The sequence below is a fragment of the Halomonas sp. DP5N14-9 genome (assembly GCF_019802175.1).
GTDB lineage: Bacteria > Pseudomonadota > Gammaproteobacteria > Pseudomonadales > Halomonadaceae > Halomonas > Halomonas litopenaei.
This window is the reverse complement of the sequence record NZ_JAHVHR010000030.1, coordinates 1-17813: the sequence shown is the minus strand read 5'-3', so window position 1 is coordinate 17813 and position 17813 is coordinate 1. Positions and strand designations below refer to the sequence as shown.

12 protein-coding genes are annotated in these 17813 nt (G+C 62.5%); 9 read left to right on the top strand and 3 right to left on the bottom strand.

All coding sequences use genetic code 11. The features are described 5' to 3' along the window. Positions 1-7 precede the first annotated feature (7 nt). Positions 8-1333, top strand: coding sequence for an ABC transporter substrate-binding protein (locus tag KUW00_RS16330; RefSeq protein WP_222569621.1), 1326 nt, complete (start codon positions 8-10; stop codon positions 1331-1333). A gap of 97 nt (positions 1334-1430) precedes the next feature. Then, the gene (locus KUW00_RS16325; RefSeq protein ID WP_108133538.1) at positions 1431-3197 is read left to right on the top strand and encodes a purine-cytosine permease family protein; all 1767 of its coding nucleotides are present in this window, start codon (positions 1431-1433) and stop codon (positions 3195-3197) included. Between the two features lie 247 nt (positions 3198-3444). Here KUW00_RS16325 and KUW00_RS16320 read toward each other — a convergent pair whose 3' ends face one another. Beyond that, positions 3445-4263, bottom strand: a complete 819-nt coding sequence (locus tag KUW00_RS16320; RefSeq protein ID WP_045994250.1) for an outer membrane protein assembly factor BamD — start codon at positions 4261-4263, stop codon at positions 3445-3447. Between the two features lie 165 nt (positions 4264-4428). Between KUW00_RS16320 and rluD the strand changes: the two genes are divergently transcribed. From rluD to clpB, 3 genes are all read left to right on the top strand, one after another. Continuing rightward, positions 4429-5388 (top strand): 23S rRNA pseudouridine(1911/1915/1917) synthase RluD, encoded by a 960-nt coding sequence (rluD, locus tag KUW00_RS16315; protein ID WP_108133540.1) that lies wholly within the window; start codon positions 4429-4431, stop codon positions 5386-5388. Then, positions 5385-6140, top strand: a complete 756-nt coding sequence (gene pgeF / locus KUW00_RS16310) for a peptidoglycan editing factor PgeF (RefSeq protein WP_045994252.1) — start codon at positions 5385-5387, stop codon at positions 6138-6140. The genes rluD and pgeF overlap by 4 nt, the downstream gene beginning before the upstream one ends. 160 nt (positions 6141-6300) lie before the next feature. Continuing rightward, positions 6301-8883, top strand: a complete 2583-nt coding sequence (gene clpB / locus KUW00_RS16305; RefSeq protein ID WP_045994253.1) for an ATP-dependent chaperone ClpB — start codon at positions 6301-6303, stop codon at positions 8881-8883. Positions 8884-9282: 399 nt separating this feature from the next. Here the strand turns inward: clpB and KUW00_RS16300 are convergent, their stop codons facing one another. Further along, positions 9283-10659, bottom strand: coding sequence for a sugar porter family MFS transporter (locus KUW00_RS16300; RefSeq protein ID WP_213230475.1), 1377 nt, complete (start codon positions 10657-10659; stop codon positions 9283-9285). A gap of 863 nt (positions 10660-11522) precedes the next feature. Here KUW00_RS16300 and KUW00_RS16295 point away from each other — a divergent pair. Both KUW00_RS16295 and ilvN read left to right on the top strand, forming a co-directional pair. Beyond that, positions 11523-13247 carry an acetolactate synthase 3 large subunit gene (locus KUW00_RS16295; protein ID WP_222569620.1) on the top strand — a complete coding sequence of 575 codons (1725 nt, stop codon included), beginning with the start codon at positions 11523-11525 and terminating at the stop codon, positions 13245-13247. Continuing rightward, positions 13247-13738 carry an acetolactate synthase small subunit gene (ilvN, locus tag KUW00_RS16290; protein WP_045994256.1) on the top strand — a complete coding sequence of 164 codons (492 nt, stop codon included), beginning with the start codon at positions 13247-13249 and terminating at the stop codon, positions 13736-13738. The genes KUW00_RS16295 and ilvN overlap by 1 nt, the downstream gene beginning before the upstream one ends. 74 nt (positions 13739-13812) lie before the next feature. Here the strand turns inward: ilvN and ilvY are convergent, their stop codons facing one another. Further along, a complete protein-coding gene (gene ilvY, locus KUW00_RS16285; RefSeq protein WP_045994257.1) occupies positions 13813-14700 on the bottom strand; it encodes an HTH-type transcriptional activator IlvY in 888 nt (295 codons plus the stop codon). Positions 14701-14783: 83 nt separating this feature from the next. Between ilvY and ilvC the strand changes: the two genes are divergently transcribed. Further along, complete coding sequence (ilvC, locus tag KUW00_RS16280; protein ID WP_258184008.1) at positions 14784-15944, top strand: ketol-acid reductoisomerase; 1161 nt, start codon at positions 14784-14786, stop codon at positions 15942-15944. A gap of 263 nt (positions 15945-16207) precedes the next feature. After that, positions 16208-17029 (top strand): CDP-diacylglycerol--serine O-phosphatidyltransferase, encoded by an 822-nt coding sequence (gene pssA, locus KUW00_RS16275; protein ID WP_045994259.1) that lies wholly within the window; start codon positions 16208-16210, stop codon positions 17027-17029. Positions 17030-17813 lie beyond the last annotated feature (784 nt).

Genomic DNA, 17813 nt, shown 5'->3' with positions numbered 1-17813 from the left:
AGCGCGAATGATGACGTCCTTTCGAGTTAAAACCGCTTGTGCGCTGGTGATAGGGTGTGGGGCGGTGTTTGCCCAGCATGGCGTGGCTGCCGAGTTGACCATTGCCACGGTGGATAACCGGGACATGCTGCGGATGCGAGAGCTGAGCGAGGACTTTGTCGCGGAGAATTCCGATATTCAGCTCAATTGGGTGACGTTGGACGAGAGTACGCTGCGCCAGCAGGTCACCACCGATATCGCCACCTCCGGGGGGCGCTTCGACATCGTTACCATCGGCACCTACGAAGCCCCCATCTGGGCGGAGCGTGGCTGGCTTGTACCCATCGCCGACATGCCTGGCGACTACCAGCCCGAGGATCTGCTGCCCACCGTGCGCCAGGCGCTGTCCTATCAGGATGTTCTCTACGCGGCTCCCTTCTATGCGGAGTCCGCCTTCACCATGTACCGCACGGACCTGTTCGAGGATGCGGGCCTGAGCATGCCCAGGGCGCCGAGCTGGGACTTTCTGGCACAGGCGGCAGAAAAGCTCTCGGACTCCGATGAACACTACGGCATCTGCCTGCGGGGCAAGCCGGGGTGGGGCGAGAACATGGCCCTGTTGACCGCCATGGCCAACGCCTTCGGAGGTCGCTGGTTCGATGAAGAGTGGCAGCCACAGCTCGAGGGAGGTGGCTGGCGCGATGCGCTGGATCTCTATCTGAGCTTGTTGGGAGAGTACGGCCCGCCGAATCCGGAAGACAACGGCTACAACGAGAATCTCGCGCTGTTTCAACAGGGCAAGTGCGGCATCTGGGTGGATGCCACCGTGGCCGCATCCGCGGTGACCGATCCCGAGGCCTCCGAGGTCGCCGATCGCGTGGGGTTCGCCCTTGCGCCTGACCACGGACTGGACAAGCGCAGCAATTGGCTGTGGGCCTGGGCGCTCGCAATTCCCACCAGTTCCGAGCAGAGCGAGGCGGCCAAGCGCTTTGTCGCCTGGGCCACCTCCAGGGGCTATCAGGAACTGGTGGCCGAGCGAGAGGGCTGGTCCCAGGTGCCGCCGGGGACCCGTGCTTCGCTTTACGACAATCCAAGTTACCGCGAGGCAGCGCCCTACAGTGAGCTGGTGCTGGAATCGTTGAGAAGCGCCAATCCGGATGACCCGACGGTACAAGCGGTGCCCTATCGAGGCGTTCAGTACGTGGCGATCCCCGCTTTTCAGGGTATCGGTACGGCGGTGGGTAACCGCTTCGCCAAGGCGTTGGCCGGAGACATCTCCGCCGAGGAAGCCATCGAAGATGCTCAGTGGGTCACCGAGAAGGTGACCGAGCAGGCACGCTTTGCTCAGCAGTAGTGGCGATCGGCTCCTCGAAGGAAGCCGGCGGAACGGGTGAGCCCGCAGGTGCGACGTTCACCCGCAAGCGAGATGAGTGACACACAAGGAGGCGCCCATGGCGACATCCGGATTTGACCCGCAGCAATCTCTAGACAGCGTCGACGATGAACAGCTGCCGGTTCCGCCCCACAAGCAGCACGGTGCCAAGCACTTTCTCGGACTGTATGCCGCAGAACACGTGGCCGCGACCGAGTTCGTGATCGGTGCCACCTTCGTCGGCCTCGGTGCCGGCATCTGGGACATTCTGATCGGTCTGGTCATCGGCAACACCCTGGCGATACTGAGTTTTACCCTGATCACCGCACCGATCGCCGTCGGCACCCGGCTCAGTCTTTTCGCCTACCTGGAACGCATCGCCGGCAACGTCATGGCGAAGCTCTACAACGGCGCCAATGTGGTGATCTTTGCTGCCATCTCGGCGGCCATGATCACGGTCTCTGCTACCGCGGTGCGGGTGCTTTTCGATGTGCCACCTCAGGTGGCGCCCTATCCCACCGACATGGCCTTCGTCATCATCGCCTTTGCCGTAGGGGCCATCGTGGTGCTGGTCGCGGCCTTTGGCTTCAACGCCCTGAGCGAGTTCGCCAGCATCTGTGCACCCTGGCTGATGGTGATGTTCACCGCCGGCGGCATGGTATTGATACCGGCGCTGTCGGAGTCGGTGACCGGTTTTACCACCTTGACGAGTTTTTCGGATTTCGTCGCCATCGCCAGTGCCAGCGTATTTACCGGCATCAACGCCGATGGCGAACCGGGGATCGGGCTGTGGGAGGTCATCGGCTTCGCCTGGGCCGCCAATACCTTCGCCCACTTCGGACTGATCGACATGGCGCTTCTGCGCTATGCCCGCAAGAAGCGCTACGCCCTGGCCACCAGTACCGGCATGATGTTCGGCCACTACGTTGCCTGGATCTCGGCGGGCCTGATGGGGGCGGCCACCGCCGCCACCATGAAGCTCAGTATCCTGGTGGTCGACCCCGGCGATGTGGCGTTCTACGCGTTGGGAATGTCCGGCTTCGTGATCGTGATCGTGGCCGGCTGGACCACGGCGAATTCCAACCTGTACCGCGCCGGTCTGGCCGCCCAGGCGCTGATGCCCGAGGTCAAGCGCTGGAAGGTGACCATGCTGGTGGGGCTCGGGGTGATGGGAGCGAGCTGTTTCCCCTTCGTCTACCGTAGCATGTTGCCGCTGCTGACTTACGCCGGCCTGATCCTGGTGCCGGTGGGCGGCATCGCCTTTGCCGAGTACCAGCTGTTCCCGCGGCTCGGCATGACCCGCTACTGGGCCAACTTCAAGGGTCTTGCCGACAACCGTCCGGCGATCGCCAGCTGGGGTATCTCGCTGATCTTCGGTTTTGGGCTCAATGTCCTCGACGTGATGCCGTTCTACTACCTGTTCCTGCCGACCTGGTTCGTGTCGATCCTGGTCTACGTGGTGCTGGCGCGAAGGGCCGGTGCCTGTGAGGCCTATCCAGAGAAGGAAAAGGCCCAGCAGGAGTTCAACGAGCGGGTGGTCGAACATCACCGGCGCAAGGCGGCGGAAAAGTACCGCGAGGGCGTGGAGGACAAGACACTGCTTTCCAAGGGCATCAAGGTGATGTGGGGGATCGTTGGACTGGGTGTGCCAGCGGTGCTGGCCTGGCGGGTGATGTTTGAAAGCCCCGACCTGTATCAGTACTACGTCAATCGTGAACTGTTCTACGACATTACCATCTGGTGCACGGTTATCTACTTCGTCTTCGCCTACTGGGGCCTGCAGCGCTCCAAGCAGTTCAAGCGTCGGGAGCCCGAGGGCACACCGTCCCAGGCATCGACAGGTTGAGTAGAAGCAGAAAATAGCCGGAGCCTGGCCTGCGGTGGACGCCAAGGGCAGCCACAGGCCAGCGACGGCGGAATGACGGTGGATCGCTGCCCTGGGCGTCAAGATGGGAGCTGAACGAAGAGAAAGGAAACGAAGCGCAGAGCGAATGACAGCAAGCGCTGCAACAAGAAGGGGCCGCCCATGGGCGGCCCCTTCTCCTTTCATTGGCCTGCCGGTCACCTCACGGCGCCGCCTGCCTTGTGGTCGTTCAGGCGCTCAGTGGGGCGCCGTCGACGTACTTGGGTTCGAAGCGACGACCGTTGAGGCGCTCGTTGTCCGGGTCGTTCTCGATCAGCACCTGCAGCGTCTCGCTGGCGCGGTCACGCAGGCCCATGCCGAGGTAGCCTTCGACCATCACCGCCAGGGCGTCGCGGGTAGCCTCGGCCTGGGGGTAGTTCTCCAACACCCAGCGACCCCGCTGCACGGCGGCCATGTAGGCCTTCTTGCGCAGGTAGAAGTCGGCCACATGCAGCTCTTGCTGGGCCAGCAGGTTGCGCAGGTAGATGATGCGCTGTTGCGCGTCCGGGGCGTACGGACTGTCCGGATAGCGGGTGATCAGGTCGGTAAAGTCGGTGTAGGCGTCTCGGGTAGCGCCGAGGTCCCGCTCCGAGATATCGATGACCTTGAGCGACTCCAGGCTGAAACGACCGGCCTGCCAGGCGGCCAGCCCGCGCATGTAGTAGGCGTAGTCGACCTGCGCATGGTTGGGGTGCAGGCGAATGAAGCGGCTGGCGGCGGCCCGGGCGGCTTCCCAGTCATCCATCTCGTAGTAGGTATAGATGAGTTCGAGCTGGGCCTGTTCGGCGTAGTCGCCGAAGGGGAAGCGGGTGTCGATGGCTTCCAGGCGGTTCATGGCCGTGGTGAAGCTGCCGTTCTCCAGGGCCTGGCGACCTTCCTGGTAGAGCTGGCGTTCGGTGGCGCCGTCGTAGCGCTCTTCCTCGACGTCGTTGCTGGCGCAGCCGCCGAGTACCGCGCCCATCAACACCAGGGCGCCCAGGCGAGCGGCGGAAGTAGTGAAAACGCGCATCTTGGTCCTCGTGTCAAACAACCCGGGTCGGCCGTGGTAGAATCGGCCGCGATCCGCCCACTATAAAGCACCTTGCCTGGAAACGCAGTCTTCCTGCTGCGGGCCACGTGTTTTGTGCGCGAGTTGCCATCAATCTTCGATCCCCACAGAGAAGTGTTCCGAACCATGTCACAGACCCTCGACGTCCACAGTCGCATTCCCCTCGACATGGCAGGCTATCGCCTGGACCAGGCCGCAGCGGAATTGTTTGCCGACTATTCCCGGGAGCGGTTGAAGGGTTGGATCAAGGACGGTTCCCTGACCCTGGATGGTGCTGCGGCCAAGCCCAAGGACAAGGTCCACGGTGGTGAAAGGCTGGTGCTCAAGGCCCTCATCGAGGATGACACTCGCTTCGAGGCGCAGGATATTCCGCTTGAGGTGGTGTTCGAGGACGACCAGGTACTGGTGGTCAACAAGCCGCCGGGGCTGGTGGTTCACCCCGCTGCGGGCAACCCCGACGGGACCCTGCTCAATGCCTTGCTGCACCACTTTCCCGACGCCGCCACCTTGCCTCGTGCCGGTATCGTGCATCGCCTCGACAAGGACACCAGCGGGCTGATGGTGGTGGCCAAGTCCCTGGCCGCCCACGCTGACCTGGTGGCGCAGCTGCAGGCGCGTAGCGTGTCGCGGGAGTATGACGCCATCGTGGTGGGCAAGATGACCTCCGGCGGCACCGTGGATGCGCCGATCGGCCGACATCCCAAGGACCGCAAGCGCCAGGCGGTTACCGCCTCGGGCAAGCCGGCGGTGACCCACTATCGGGTGGTGGAACGCTTTCGTGCCCATACCCACGTTCGCTGCAAGCTGGAGACCGGCCGTACTCACCAGATTCGCGTGCACATGGCGCACCGGCGCTTTCCATTGATCGGCGACCCGGTTTACGGTGGGCGACTCAAGCTGCCGCCCGGAGCGGAGCAGACGCTCAAGGAGATCCTGCGCGAGTTTCCGCGCCAGGCGCTGCACGCGCGTCGACTGGCCTTCGTCCACCCGAGTCGCGGTGAGGAGGTCAGCTTCCAGGCGCCGCTGCCGGATGACCTGCTGATGCTGCTGGACTTCCTGCGTGACGATGCGGAGACCATGCAATGATCGATGCCCTCGACCTGCGCCCCAGCGTGATCGTGCCCGACTGGCCTGCTCCGGCCAATGTCGGTGCCTTCGTCACCACCCGCGAGACCGGCCCCAGCCAGGGGCCCTACGCCGCCTTCAACCCGGCCAGTCACGTCGGCGACAAGCCGGAACATGTGGAGCTTTGTCGGCGCCAGTTGAGCAAGGAACTGGGCGATGAGCGTCCGCTGCTGTGGCTCGATCAGGTCCACGGTGCCAGCGTCCAGCATGGCTTCAGTGACACCATACCCAAGGCCGATGCCTCGGTGGCGACCACCCGTGACTACGCCTGCGTGATACTGACGGCGGACTGTCTGCCGGTGTTCTTCTGTGATCGTGGCGGAGAGCGCGTGGCGCTGGCCCACGCTGGCTGGCGCAGCCTGGCCGGTGGCGTGCTGGAGGCTACCGTGGCCTCCCTGGGCACTGCGCCTGGGGAACTGATGGCCTGGTTGGGGCCGGCGATCTCCAACGCTCAGTTCGAGGTTGGCCCCGAGGTGCGTGAGGCCTTCTGCGGCGTGCACCCCGAGGCAGCCAGCGCCTTTGAACCGAGTCCCTATCGCCTGGGGCACTATATGGCGGACCTTTACAAGCTGGCGCGTCTGCGGCTTGAACGTCTTGGCGTCTCCCACGTCAGCGGCGGGCACTTCTGCACCGCCTGTGAATCACGCTTCTATTCCCATCGTCGTGACGACGGCGTCACCGGGCGCATGGCCAGCGTGATCTGGCTGCGATAGAACGGACCGACGTCGTACTTTTCCCGAGACTCCCCTCTAGACGTGAAACTGCTTCACTAGACTTGAAACGTCCCTAAAGCACCGCCATATCTCTGTCAAGTCACATTGACAGGGTCAAGCGGTGCGTCCGAACGCATCGCCATCCCGAAAGGAGATATCGATGCGTTTTGACAAGTTTACCGCCAAGCTGCAGCAGGCTATCGCCGACGCCCAGTCCCTCGCCGTGGGGCGTGGGCACAATCAGATGGAACCTGCGCACCTGCTGCTGGCGCTGCTCGACAACCGCGACACCGGCGTCAAGGCGCTGGTACAGAAGGCGGGGGGCGACGCCGGTCGGCTGCGTGACGCCCTGGCGGGCCAGATCGACGATCTGCCCCAGGTCGCCCAGTTCGACGGCGAAGTGCAGCCGTCCCGGGATCTGATCAAGCTGTTCAACCTCACCGATGCCGAGGCCCAGAAGCGTGGCGATCAATACATCGCCAGTGAACTGGTACTGCTGGCGGCAATCGCCATGAAGCATGCCGTGGCCAAGGCGCTGACCCAGGCTGGCCTTGCGCGCAAGTCGCTGGAGGGCGCCATCGATAGCGTGCGCGGTGGCCAGAAGGTGGATGACGCCAACGCCGAGGACAGCCGCGAGGCGCTGGAGAAGTACACCCTGGATCTGACCCAGCGGGCCGCCGACGGCAAGCTGGATCCGGTGATCGGGCGTGACGACGAGATCCGTCGCACCATCCAGGTGCTGCAGCGGCGCACCAAGAACAACCCGGTGCTGATCGGCGAGCCCGGCGTCGGCAAGACCGCCATCGTCGAGGGGCTGGCCAGCCGCATCATCAACGGCGAGGTGCCCGAGGGGCTCAAGGACAAGCGCGTGCTGTCGCTGGACATGGGCTCGCTGCTGGCTGGCGCCAAGTTTCGCGGTGAATTCGAGGAGCGCCTGAAGGCGGTGCTCAACGAGCTGTCCCAGGAAGAAGGGCGGGTCATCCTGTTCATCGACGAATTGCACACCATGGTCGGTGCGGGCAAGGCCGAGGGCGCCATGGACGCCGGCAACATGCTCAAGCCGGCGCTGGCCCGGGGTGAGCTGCACTGTGTCGGTGCCACCACCCTGGACGAGTACCGCAAGTACATCGAGAAGGATGCGGCGCTGGAGCGGCGTTTCCAGAAGGTGCAGGTGGACGAGCCCAGCGAGGAAGACACGGTGGCGATCCTGCGTGGCCTCAAGGAGCGCTACGAGGTGCACCACGGCGTCGACATTACCGACGGCGCGATCATCGCGGCGGCCAAGCTGTCGACGCGCTACATCACCGATCGTCAGCTGCCGGACAAGGCCATCGACCTGATCGACGAGGCGTCGTCGCGCATTCGCATGGAGCTCGACTCCAAGCCGGAGGAAATGGACCGTCTGGATCGTCGCCTGATCCAGTTGAAGATGGAGCGCGAGCACCTCAAGAAGGAAACCGACGAGGCCTCACGCAAGCGCCTCGATACCCTTGAGGAACAGATCGGCGAGCTCGAGCGCGAGTACGCCGACCTGGACGAGATCTGGAAGGCCGAGAAGGCCAGCATCCAGGGCGCGGCCCAGTTCAAGGACGAACTAGACCGGGCGCGGGTCGACCTGGAGCAGGCTCGCCGCCAGGGTGACCTCGGGCGGATGTCGGAACTGCAGTACGGGGTGATTCCGGAGCTCGAGAAGAAGATTGCCGAGAGCGGCGATGCCGAGGCGGACACCCGTCACCACAAGCTTTTGCGCTCCAACGTCACCGAGGAGGAAATCGCCGAGGTGGTGTCACGCTGGACTGGCATTCCGGTGGCCAAGATGCTCGAGGGTGAGCGCGACAAGCTCCTGCGTATGGAGGAGGCCCTGCACGAGCGGGTCATCGGTCAGGACGAGGCGGTCACCGCCGTGGCCAACGCGGTGCGGCGCTCCCGCGCGGGCTTGGCCGACCCCAACCGGCCCAACGGCTCCTTCCTGTTTCTCGGCCCGACCGGGGTGGGCAAGACCGAACTGTGCAAGTCCCTGGCCAACTTCCTGTTCGACACCGAGGAAGCCATGGTGCGCATCGACATGTCCGAGTTCATGGAGAAGCACTCGGTGGCGCGGTTGATCGGCGCGCCTCCCGGCTATGTCGGCTATGAAGAAGGCGGCTACCTGACCGAAGCGGTGCGCCGCAAACCCTATTCGGTGCTGCTGCTCGACGAGGTGGAGAAGGCCCACCCGGACGTCTTCAACATCCTGTTGCAGGTGCTGGAGGATGGTCGCCTGACCGACGGCCAGGGGCGCACGGTGGATTTCCGCAACACCGTCATCGTGATGACCTCCAACCTGGCGTCCGACATCATCCAGCAGTTCGGTGGTGACGACGCCGACTACGACAGCATGCGCCAGACGGTGATGGAGGTGGTCGGAAGCCACTTCCGGCCTGAGTTGATCAACCGCATCGATGAAGTGGTGGTGTTCCACGCCCTCGGCCAGGATCAGATCCAGGCGATCGCCGGCATCCAGCTTGAACGTCTGCGCACGCGGTTGGCAGAACACGATCTCGGGCTCACGGTCTCCGACGAGGCGTTGGCACTGTTGGCGGTGGTCGGCTTCGACCCCGTCTATGGCGCTCGTCCGCTCAAGCGCGCCCTGCAGAGCCGGATCGAGAACCCGCTGGCACAGGACCTGCTGGCCGGCAAGTTCAGCGCTGGCGACGTGATCCGCGTGGTCGCCGACGATGGTCAGTTACGTTTCGACCGCTGACCACGGGTCGATCACGCAAGAAGGCCCCTTCATCAAGGAGGGGCCTGATGCCTTCGGCTGGCATTCGTGCATGATGGGTAATTCGAATACCCATTCTCAAGCAAATGGTTAATCGGTCGCTATACTGAAGGTCAGGTTGCGTCCTGTGACCCCCTTGCCCGCCCGGTTCCCCACCCGGCGGGCTTTTTCGTGGCGTTCCTCAAGGCTTGGGTTCTGCCCGAAAGGGCAACGAGCGCGGGCTTATTCTTGCCAAGCCCTAGGGCTTGTCTGAAAAGTGCCTGCGCTCGGTAATACGGCGTTAAAAATCGGATCAAAATGCTCATTTACACCCCGTAAACTGCGCTTTCTCACCGATTTTTGCCTTGTCTAACCTTCGCTCGTCGACTTTTCGGACAGCGCCTAGCGCGTCGCCCGGGCGCCGGACAGGTGCACGCGTCGCAGGCGTACGTTGTCGCCCACCAGGTGCTTTTGCAGTTCCTCGAGACTGACGTTCTTGGTCTCTGGCATCAGGAATATCACGAACACCAGTTGCAGCAGCATCATTACCGCGAAGAAGGCGAACACCGGCCCGCCGCTGAAGGTGCCCAGCACCCAGGGCATGACCAGGGTGATCAGCGCAGCGAAGACCCAGTGGATCGAGGCACCGAAGGATTGGCCGCGGGCACGCACGTGGTTGGGGAAGACCTCGGAGATGAACACCCAGATGACCGCACCCTGACTGATGGCATGGGCAGCGATGAACAGTCCCAGCAGCAGCGGGACTTCGAGTCCGCCCAGGGCGTCGGCGAAGAAGGCGCGAGAGATCAGCACCAGCGACAGCAGATAGCCGGCCGAGCCGATGAACAGCAGGGTGCGGCGGCCGAAGCGGTCGATCAGCGACATCCCGATCATGGTGAAGACCAGGTTGACCAGACCGATGCCGGCGGTGGACAGAAGCGCTGCCTGGCTACCGAGTTCGGCGGCTTCGAGCACCCGGGGGGCATAGTAGATGATGAAGTTGATGCCCGAGAGCTGGTTGAAGAAGGCGATCAGGAAGGCCAGCAGAATCGGCAGACGATAGCGACGCGAGAAGAAGGGGGCCTTGGCGGACGCTTCGTCGGTTTCGGCGGCGCGAATGGCGTTGATCTCGGCGTCGACATCGGCGTCAGGGTTGATCTGGCGAAGTACCTGGCCGGCTTCCTCGATAGCGTTCTTCTTGAGGATGAGCCAGCGCGGACTGCGCGGGACACGCGTGATCATCAGGGTGTAGATCAGTGCAGGGATGGCCTCGATACCCAGCATCCAGCGCCAGGCGTCGTCGCTCATCAGGCTGCCGATCACATAGTTGGAGACGAATGCCATGAGGATGCCGAAGACGATATTGAACTGGTACATGGCGACCAGAAAGCCGCGATGGCGCGGCGGGGCGATCTCGGAGATATAGGTGGGGGCCGCCACCGACGAGATGCCGACGCCGATGCCGCCGATCAGGCGGAAGAAGGCGAACAGCCAGGGGTCGGACACCACCGCCGAGCCCACCGCGGAGACCAGGTACAGCACACCGATCATCAGCAGGGTGGCGCGCCTTCCCAGCGCATCGGTGGGCCAGTTGCCGAAGATGGCACCGATCACGGTGCCCCAAAGGGCCATGGACATGATCAGCAGGCCATGCTGCAGGTCGCTGAGACCCCACAGCGCCTGGATGGGCTTGTCGGCCCCGGAGATGACCGCGGTGTCGAAGCCGAACAGGAATCCTGCCAGCGCCACGGTGATGGACCATTGCACGATGCGAGACATGTAGTGCTACCTCCTGTGAAAGGGGGGCGTTGTTGTGGTTGTCTAGGGCTTGTCTGAAAAGTGCCTGCGCTCGGTAATACGGCGTTAAAAATCGGATCAACATGCTCCTTTACACCCCGTAAACTGCGCTTTCTCACCGATTTTTGCCTTGTCTAACCTTCGCTCGTCGACTTTTCGGACAGCGCCTAGAGAAATCCTTGGATGAATCGATTCTCTCTTGAGGCGTCAGCGATCCAGATGGCAAGTGTCAGCGACCCGATTTGAAAGCGTCGGCGAGTCGTTCGCTGATCGTCAGCGGTGCCGATCAGACCCGGGGCGGGGCAGAGAGAAACTATCCTGCCGTCATGCTCCGGCTGTCGTGGCGACTTTCCGCCGCACCCTCTCCATCGGTGTCTGGTAAAGTAAGTGAATCGTGTCACCTGGCGTCATTACAGCAGCGTCATGGCCAGATTTCGAGAAAACGGCGTTAGACATTGGTCTTGCTGCACCCGCGAAAAGAGGCCTTTCAGAGTGCTCTGACCGAGCGCGATGGGAACGGCGGTTGACAGTCACAGAGCGCTATTGGAATCTTGAGGGTTCCTGACTGCGGGCGCGGCACGATGGGTGACCCCCAACGCCGCGTGAAGGGTAGGCCAATGGGCCTCTACCCGCCGAAGGACTACCAGGTTCGGGTTAACCGCCCCGCCTGGCCAACGCCCCGACGCGGTGACCCGCCGTGATGAGAGTGCAGGCCCCAACCGGGCCGACGGACGCCAGGGTTTGGCATCAGGTGCCGGTGCGCCGGCAGCAGCATACCGCTGCACTCGACTTCGTACCCACGACAGGTGCGAATCGCACTCGAGACCTCCAGGGGAGATACATCTGTGGAATTGCTTTCAGGCGCGGACATGATCGCCCGCTTCCTCCAGGATGAGGGCGTGGAATACATCTACGGCTATCCGGGCGGCGCCGCACTACACATCTACGATGCCTTGTTCCGTCAGGACAAGGTCAAGCACATCCTGGTTCGCCACGAGCAGGCCGCGACCCACGCCGCCGACGGCTATGCCCGGGCGTCCGGCAAGCCCGGGGTGGTACTGGTCACCTCGGGTCCGGGGGCCACCAATGCGGTGACCGGCATCGCCACTGCCTATATGGACTCGATCCCGATGGTCGTGCTCTGTGGTCAGGTGATGAGCCATCTGATCGGTGACGATGCCTTCCAGGAGACCGATATCGTCGGTGTCACCCGGCCAATCGTGAAGCACAGTTTCTCGATCAAGCACCCGAGCGAGATTCCCGAGGTGCTCAAGAAGGCCTTCTATCTCGCCGCCACCGGGCGTCCCGGTCCGGTGCTGGTGGATATACCCAAGGACATGACGGCGCCCACCGAGCGCTACGAGTACGTCTATCCGAAGAAGGTCAAGATCCGCTCGTACAACCCGGTCAGTCGCGGCCATACCGGACAGATCAAGAAGGCCGTCGAGCTGATGCTCAAGGCCCGTCGTCCGGTGTTCTACACCGGTGGTGGCGTGGTCCAGGGGCGTGCTTGCGAGGGTCTGACCGATCTGGTCAAGCAGCTCGGCTTTCCGATCACCACCACCTTGATGGGCATCGGGGCTTATCCCCAGAGCGACGATCAGTGCCTGGGCTGGCTCGGCATGCACGGCTCCTATGAGTCCAACATGGCGATGCATCACGCCGACCTGGTGATCGCCATCGGCGCGCGTTTCGACGATCGTGTGACCAACAATACCTCGAAGTTCTGCCCCACGGCCAAGATCATCCACGTGGATATCGACCCCAGCTCGGTGTCCAAGACGGTGCGCGCAGTCGTACCCATCGTTGGACCTGCGGCCAGCGTGATCAACGAAATGATCAGCCTGGTGCAGGGCCATGAGATCGCCAATCCCGACGCGCTCAAGGACTGGTGGAAGACCATCGACGAGTGGCGCGACGAGCGCAAGGGCAAGCTCTACGAGCCGTCCAGGCCCGGCGAGGTGCTCAAGCCGCAGGAGGTGATCGAGGCCATCTGCCGGGTGACTCGTGGCGAGGCGTACGTCACCACCGACGTGGGTCAGCACCAGATGTTCGCTGCCCAGTACTACAAGTTCGACAAGCCTAATCGGCTGATCACCTCCGGTGGACTCGGCACCATGGGCTTCGGTTTTCCCGCGGCCATGGGCGTCAAGCAGAACTTCCCCGATGAGGAGGTGGTCTGCGTGACCGGCGAAGGCAGCTTCCAGATGATGATGCAGGAACTCTCCACCTGTAAGCAGTTCGGTGGTGGGGTCAAGATCATCAATCTCAACAACGGCTCGCTGGGCATGGTGCGCCAGTGGCAGGACCTCAACTACAAGTCCCGCCATGCTCACTCCTACATGGAGTCGCTGCCGGACTTCCAGATGCTGATCGAGGCCTACGGTTTCACCGCGCTCAGGGTCGAGAAGAAAGAGGATCTGGAAGAGGCGCTGGCGCGTACCTTCGCCGACACCCATGAGCTGGTGTTCCTCGACGTCGCGGTGGACCCGCACGAGCACGTCTATCCGATGCAGGTGCCTCTGGGCTCCATGCGTGACATGCTGCTTTCCAAGACGGAGCGGACCTGATGCGACATATCATCTCGATTCTGATGGAAAACGAACCGGGTGCGCTGTCGCGGGTCGTGGGGCTGTTCTCCCAGCGCAACTTCAACATCGAAACCCTCAACGTGGCGCCCACCGATGACCCGACCCTGTCGCGTCTGACCGTGACCACCGTCGGGGACGACCGGGTGATCGAGCAGATCACCAAGCACCTCAACAAGCTGATCGACGTGGTCAAGCTGGTGGATCTCACCGAAGGCAACCATATCGAGCGTGAGTTGATGCTGGTGAAGGTCAAGGCGCTGGGCGCTGCCCGCGATGAGGTCAAGCGCACGGTAGACATCTTCCGTGCCCAGATCGTCGACGTCACCCCGAGTCTGTACACCGTGCAGATCACTGGCGATGCCGAGAAGCTCGACGCCTTCCTGCAGGCGATGGGCCCCGTGGGCATTCTCGAAGTAGCGCGCACCGGCGTCTCGGGTATCGCCCGTGGTGACAAGGTGCTGAGCCTCTAGCAAACCGCTGGCCCTGGTGGGCAGCCGGTGAACCTGTTACGCCGCCTCTCGGGGCGGCGTTTTCGTGCCCGGCCTCAACGCTCCACGACTTCCTGCCACAGGGCGTCGATCAACGGGCTCTTCAGACGCCGCTCCAGCACACAGAGGCCCACGTCGTAGTGCGGCAGTTCCGGCTTGACCGGGAGTATTCTCACGCGTTCGGCCAGCGGGCTCGCCTCCAGCACGATGCGTGGCACCACACCGATGCCGAAGCCGAGTCCGACCATACTGACGATGGCTTCGTGGCCGGCTACCTGGGCGTAGATGGTCGGGGTCACGCCCAGCGCCTTGAACCAGGTGTCGGCCAGTTCCCGCGATAGCCCAGCCTCCGACAGGATCATTGGCACCCCTTGCCACTGTGTCTGGCTCGGGCTCATCGGCTGCTGTGGCACCCACGGTCGTTGCTCTTGTGGGGCGATGAACACCAGTGCCGAACGGGTCAGCGACTTGAAGGCGAGACCATCGGGCAGGCGGCGCGGGCGTGAGGTAATGGCCATGTCTTCGTCGCCGGCCAGCACTCGCTGGATGGCTCGGGCTGGGTCGCCGGTGTGCAGCTTGAGCTCGATGGCGGGATAGCGCTGGCGGAAGTCGGCCAGCAGGCTGTAGAGAAAGCTGTAGCTCGCGGTCACCGAGCAGTAGATGCTGATTTCACCACTGAGGCGCTTGGCCTCGCTCTGCAACGACAGGCGGACCTGTTCCCACTCTTCCAGGGCTTCCTTGGCATAGCGCTGGAAGCGCTTTCCCTGGGGGGTCAGCACCACGTGGCGATTGTCACGGTTGAACAGCACCACGCCGAGCTGTTGTTCCAGTTGGCGAATGGAGCGGCTCAGGGTCGATGGGCTCACGTGGCAGGCCTCGCTGGCACGGCCGAAGTGCAGTGAATCGGCCAGCATCAGAAAGTGCTTCAGGGGGCGGAAGTCCATGGGGAGTCCTGACCTGTAATTGCATATTTTGGCACGTAGTATTGCAAATATAGCGTTTTACGCAACACGGGCGCTGGCGTAAGGTGGGATGCATCGACGGAGGGCGAGCCCCCTCGTCTGCCCAGCGCCGCACAAGACGGCGCGGGTGGCCATCAACGCTGAACGCAACACGACACAGACAAGATCTCTTCTATCGCCGAGCAGGCACTCGTTTTCAGGAGCACCAGATGCGCGTTTATTACGACAAGGACTGCGATCTTCAGCTGATCCAGAACAAGCAGGTCACCATCGTCGGTTACGGCTCCCAGGGCCACGCCCACGCCAACAACCTGAAGGAATCCGGCGTCAGCGTCACCGTCGCGCTTCGCCCGGGTTCTTCTTCCGCCGCCAAGGCGGAGGCCGCCGGCCTGAAGGTGGCCTCTGTGGCCGAGGCTTGCCAGTCCGCCGACGTCGTCATGGTGCTGGCGCCGGACGAGAACCAGAAGGCCATCTACGAGCAGGAAATCGAGCCGAACCTCAAGGAAGGCGCTACCCTGGCCTTCGCCCACGGCTTCAATATCCACTACAACCAGATCGAGCCGCGCAAGGATCTGGACGTGGTGATGATCGCCCCCAAGGCGCCGGGCCACACTGTGCGCTCAGAATTCGCCCGTGGCGGCGGTATTCCTGACCTGATCGCCATCCACCAGGATGCCACCGGCCAGGCCAAGGAGCTCTGCCTGTCCTACGCCGCCGCCATCGGTGGTGGCCGCAGCGGCATTATCGAGACCACCTTCAAGGACGAGACCGAAACCGACCTGTTCGGTGAGCAGGCTGTCCTGTGTGGTGGCGCTGTCGAACTGGTCAAGGCCGGCTTCGAGACCCTGACAGAAGCGGGCTACGCCCCCGAAATGGCCTACTTCGAGTGTCTCCACGAGCTCAAGCTGATCGTTGACCTGATGTACGAAGGCGGCATCGCCAACATGAACTACTCCATCTCCAACAATGCGGAGTATGGCGAGTACGTGACCGGCCCTGAGGTCATCAACGACGAGTCGCGTGCCGCCATGCGCAACGCCCTCAAGCGTATCCAGACCGGCGAGTACGCCAAGATGTTCATCAACGAGGGCAACAGCAACTACCCCTCGATGACCGCACGTCGTCGCCTGAACGCCGAGCACGAGATCGAGCAGGTCGGTGAGAAGCTCCGTGGCATGATGCCCTGGATCGCCGCCAACCAGCTGGTCGACAAATCCAAGAACTGATGGGTTCCTGGTAGCCCACCGTCGGACTTGCCCGCCGATGGGGGCAGAAACGGGGGAGGAGCACACTCAGTGCTCCTCCCCCGTTGCGTCATGGGTGAACGACTGAGTGGTCATGGTGCTGCCGCATGAATGCTGCGCTGTGCCTTGCGTTTAACCCGCAGGTGCCCGAGGCTGGAGGTAGAGGACGGCTGCCGCGAGGTTGGCGGTAACGGCCGGTCGGTCGTGTAGAATGATCCCATACTCGAAGCCAATGGATGACAGAGATGAGCGAAGACGCAGGCAAGCGTGAGCAGGAACCACGAGAGCCCCAGGATGAAGATCTGGCCAGCGCCTTCATGCGGGAATCCGAAGTCGTGGAAGAAGCGGTCGAGGACGGCAAGAAGGTGCGACGGCGGGGGATCTACCTGCTGCCGAACCTGTTCACCACCTCGGCGCTGTTTTCGGGCTTCTTCGCCGTTGTCGCCGCCCTCAATGGCGATTTCACCGCCGCCTCGGTGGCCATCTTCATCGCCATGGTGCTCGATGGCCTCGACGGCCGGGTGGCCAGGCTGACCAATACACAAAGCGAGTTTGGCGCCGAATATGACAGCCTTGCTGACATGATCTCCTTTGGCATGGCGCCGGGGCTTGTCGCCTTTACCTGGATCCTGCAGGACATCGGCAAGACCGGATGGGTGGTGGCGTTCCTGTACGTGGCCTGTGCGGCGCTTCGCCTGGCGCGGTTCAACGTGCAGATCGGCAGCGTCGACAAGAAGTGGTTCATCGGCTTGCCCAGCCCGTCGGCGGCGGCGCTGGTGGCGGCCAGTGTGTGGACGTTCCACAGCTTCGACGCCACCGCTCTTGGCTTCAAGCTGTTGATGCTGCTGGTGGTAGGGGCGGCTGGCATTTTGATGGTCAGCAACATTCGCTACTACAGCTTCAAGGATGTCGATCTCAAGGGGCCGGTGCCCTTTGTGGCCCTGCTGGCCATCGTGCTGGGATTTGTCGTGATCTCGATCGAGCCGTCGGTCATGCTGTTGCTGCTGTTCGGTACCTATGTGGCGTCCGGTCCGACGATGGCGCTGATGCGCAAGCTCAAGACCTAGCCCAGGATCATCTTGCGGTAACAATAGAGGCCGATGTGAGCAGCAAGCCCAACGCTTCGTTATACTGACGACCGACAGGAACGCCCGCCTAGCGCGGGCGTTCCTGTTCTTGTATGAGTGCCGAAAGCGCCTTCTGGGGCAGTCTGTGCATTCATCCACAGGGGGTTCCATAGAGCGGTGTGGACAAGATGGTGCCGCTGTTGGATCGACACTGCTCGATGATCTGGCATTTTTTTACGAAAAGCGCTTGCCAAGGCCGGAGGTGATGCGTAAAGTACGCATCCGCTGCCGGCGACGAGCAAACGTCACAGGCGGTTAAGGGTGGTAAAGTGATTGTTTTGAAAAGGCTTTTTCAAGTCTTCGAAAAATTCTCCACTTGACGGGCAACGAGAAATCGGTAAAATGCTCGCCACTCGATCGGAGTCGCCAGGACGGCATCGCAGGATGCGCGTCAGGCTCGCTTCGCTTTCTCTTGGGTCCTGCAGGCATCGCTTGTACGGCGAAAAAAAGAAAGCCTTGACGAAATGCTTCGATTCTGTAGAATACGCCTTCCTCGCAGGGCGCTGCGCCAACAGGCGCTGCAAAGCGAGACGCTCTTCCGGCCGGGTGCCGCAAGAGCAGCTCTTTAAGCTCTCTATAGAGTCCAGAGCACGCTCTTTAATAATTTGATCAGGTAATTCATGTGGGCGCTTGCCGATGAGTCAGTGACACTGTCACTGAAATATCAAGGCAAGCGACTCGTCAAACGAGACGTTTGAACCTTGAGCCAAGTTTGGTCCGCTTA

Excerpts from the sequence above, each read along its gene's own strand:
- pssA (WP_045994259.1), top strand. The coding sequence starts at position 16,208 with ATGAGCGAAGACGCAGGCAAGCGTGAGCAGGAACCACGAGAGCCCCAG.
- clpB (WP_045994253.1), top strand. The coding sequence starts at position 6,301 with ATGCGTTTTGACAAGTTTACCGCCAAGCTGCAGCAGGCTATCGCCGAC.
- ilvY (WP_045994257.1), bottom strand. The coding sequence starts at position 14,700 with ATGGACTTCCGCCCCCTGAAGCACTTTCTGATGCTGGCCGATTCACTG.
- KUW00_RS16330 (WP_222569621.1), top strand. The coding sequence starts at position 8 with ATGATGACGTCCTTTCGAGTTAAAACCGCTTGTGCGCTGGTGATAGGG.
- KUW00_RS16320 (WP_045994250.1), bottom strand. The coding sequence starts at position 4,263 with ATGCGCGTTTTCACTACTTCCGCCGCTCGCCTGGGCGCCCTGGTGTTG.
- KUW00_RS16325 (WP_108133538.1), top strand. The coding sequence starts at position 1,431 with ATGGCGACATCCGGATTTGACCCGCAGCAATCTCTAGACAGCGTCGAC.
- rluD (WP_108133540.1), top strand. The coding sequence starts at position 4,429 with ATGTCACAGACCCTCGACGTCCACAGTCGCATTCCCCTCGACATGGCA.
- pgeF (WP_045994252.1), top strand. The coding sequence starts at position 5,385 with ATGATCGATGCCCTCGACCTGCGCCCCAGCGTGATCGTGCCCGACTGG.
- ilvN (WP_045994256.1), top strand. The coding sequence starts at position 13,247 with ATGCGACATATCATCTCGATTCTGATGGAAAACGAACCGGGTGCGCTG.
- KUW00_RS16300 (WP_213230475.1), bottom strand. The coding sequence starts at position 10,659 with ATGTCTCGCATCGTGCAATGGTCCATCACCGTGGCGCTGGCAGGATTC.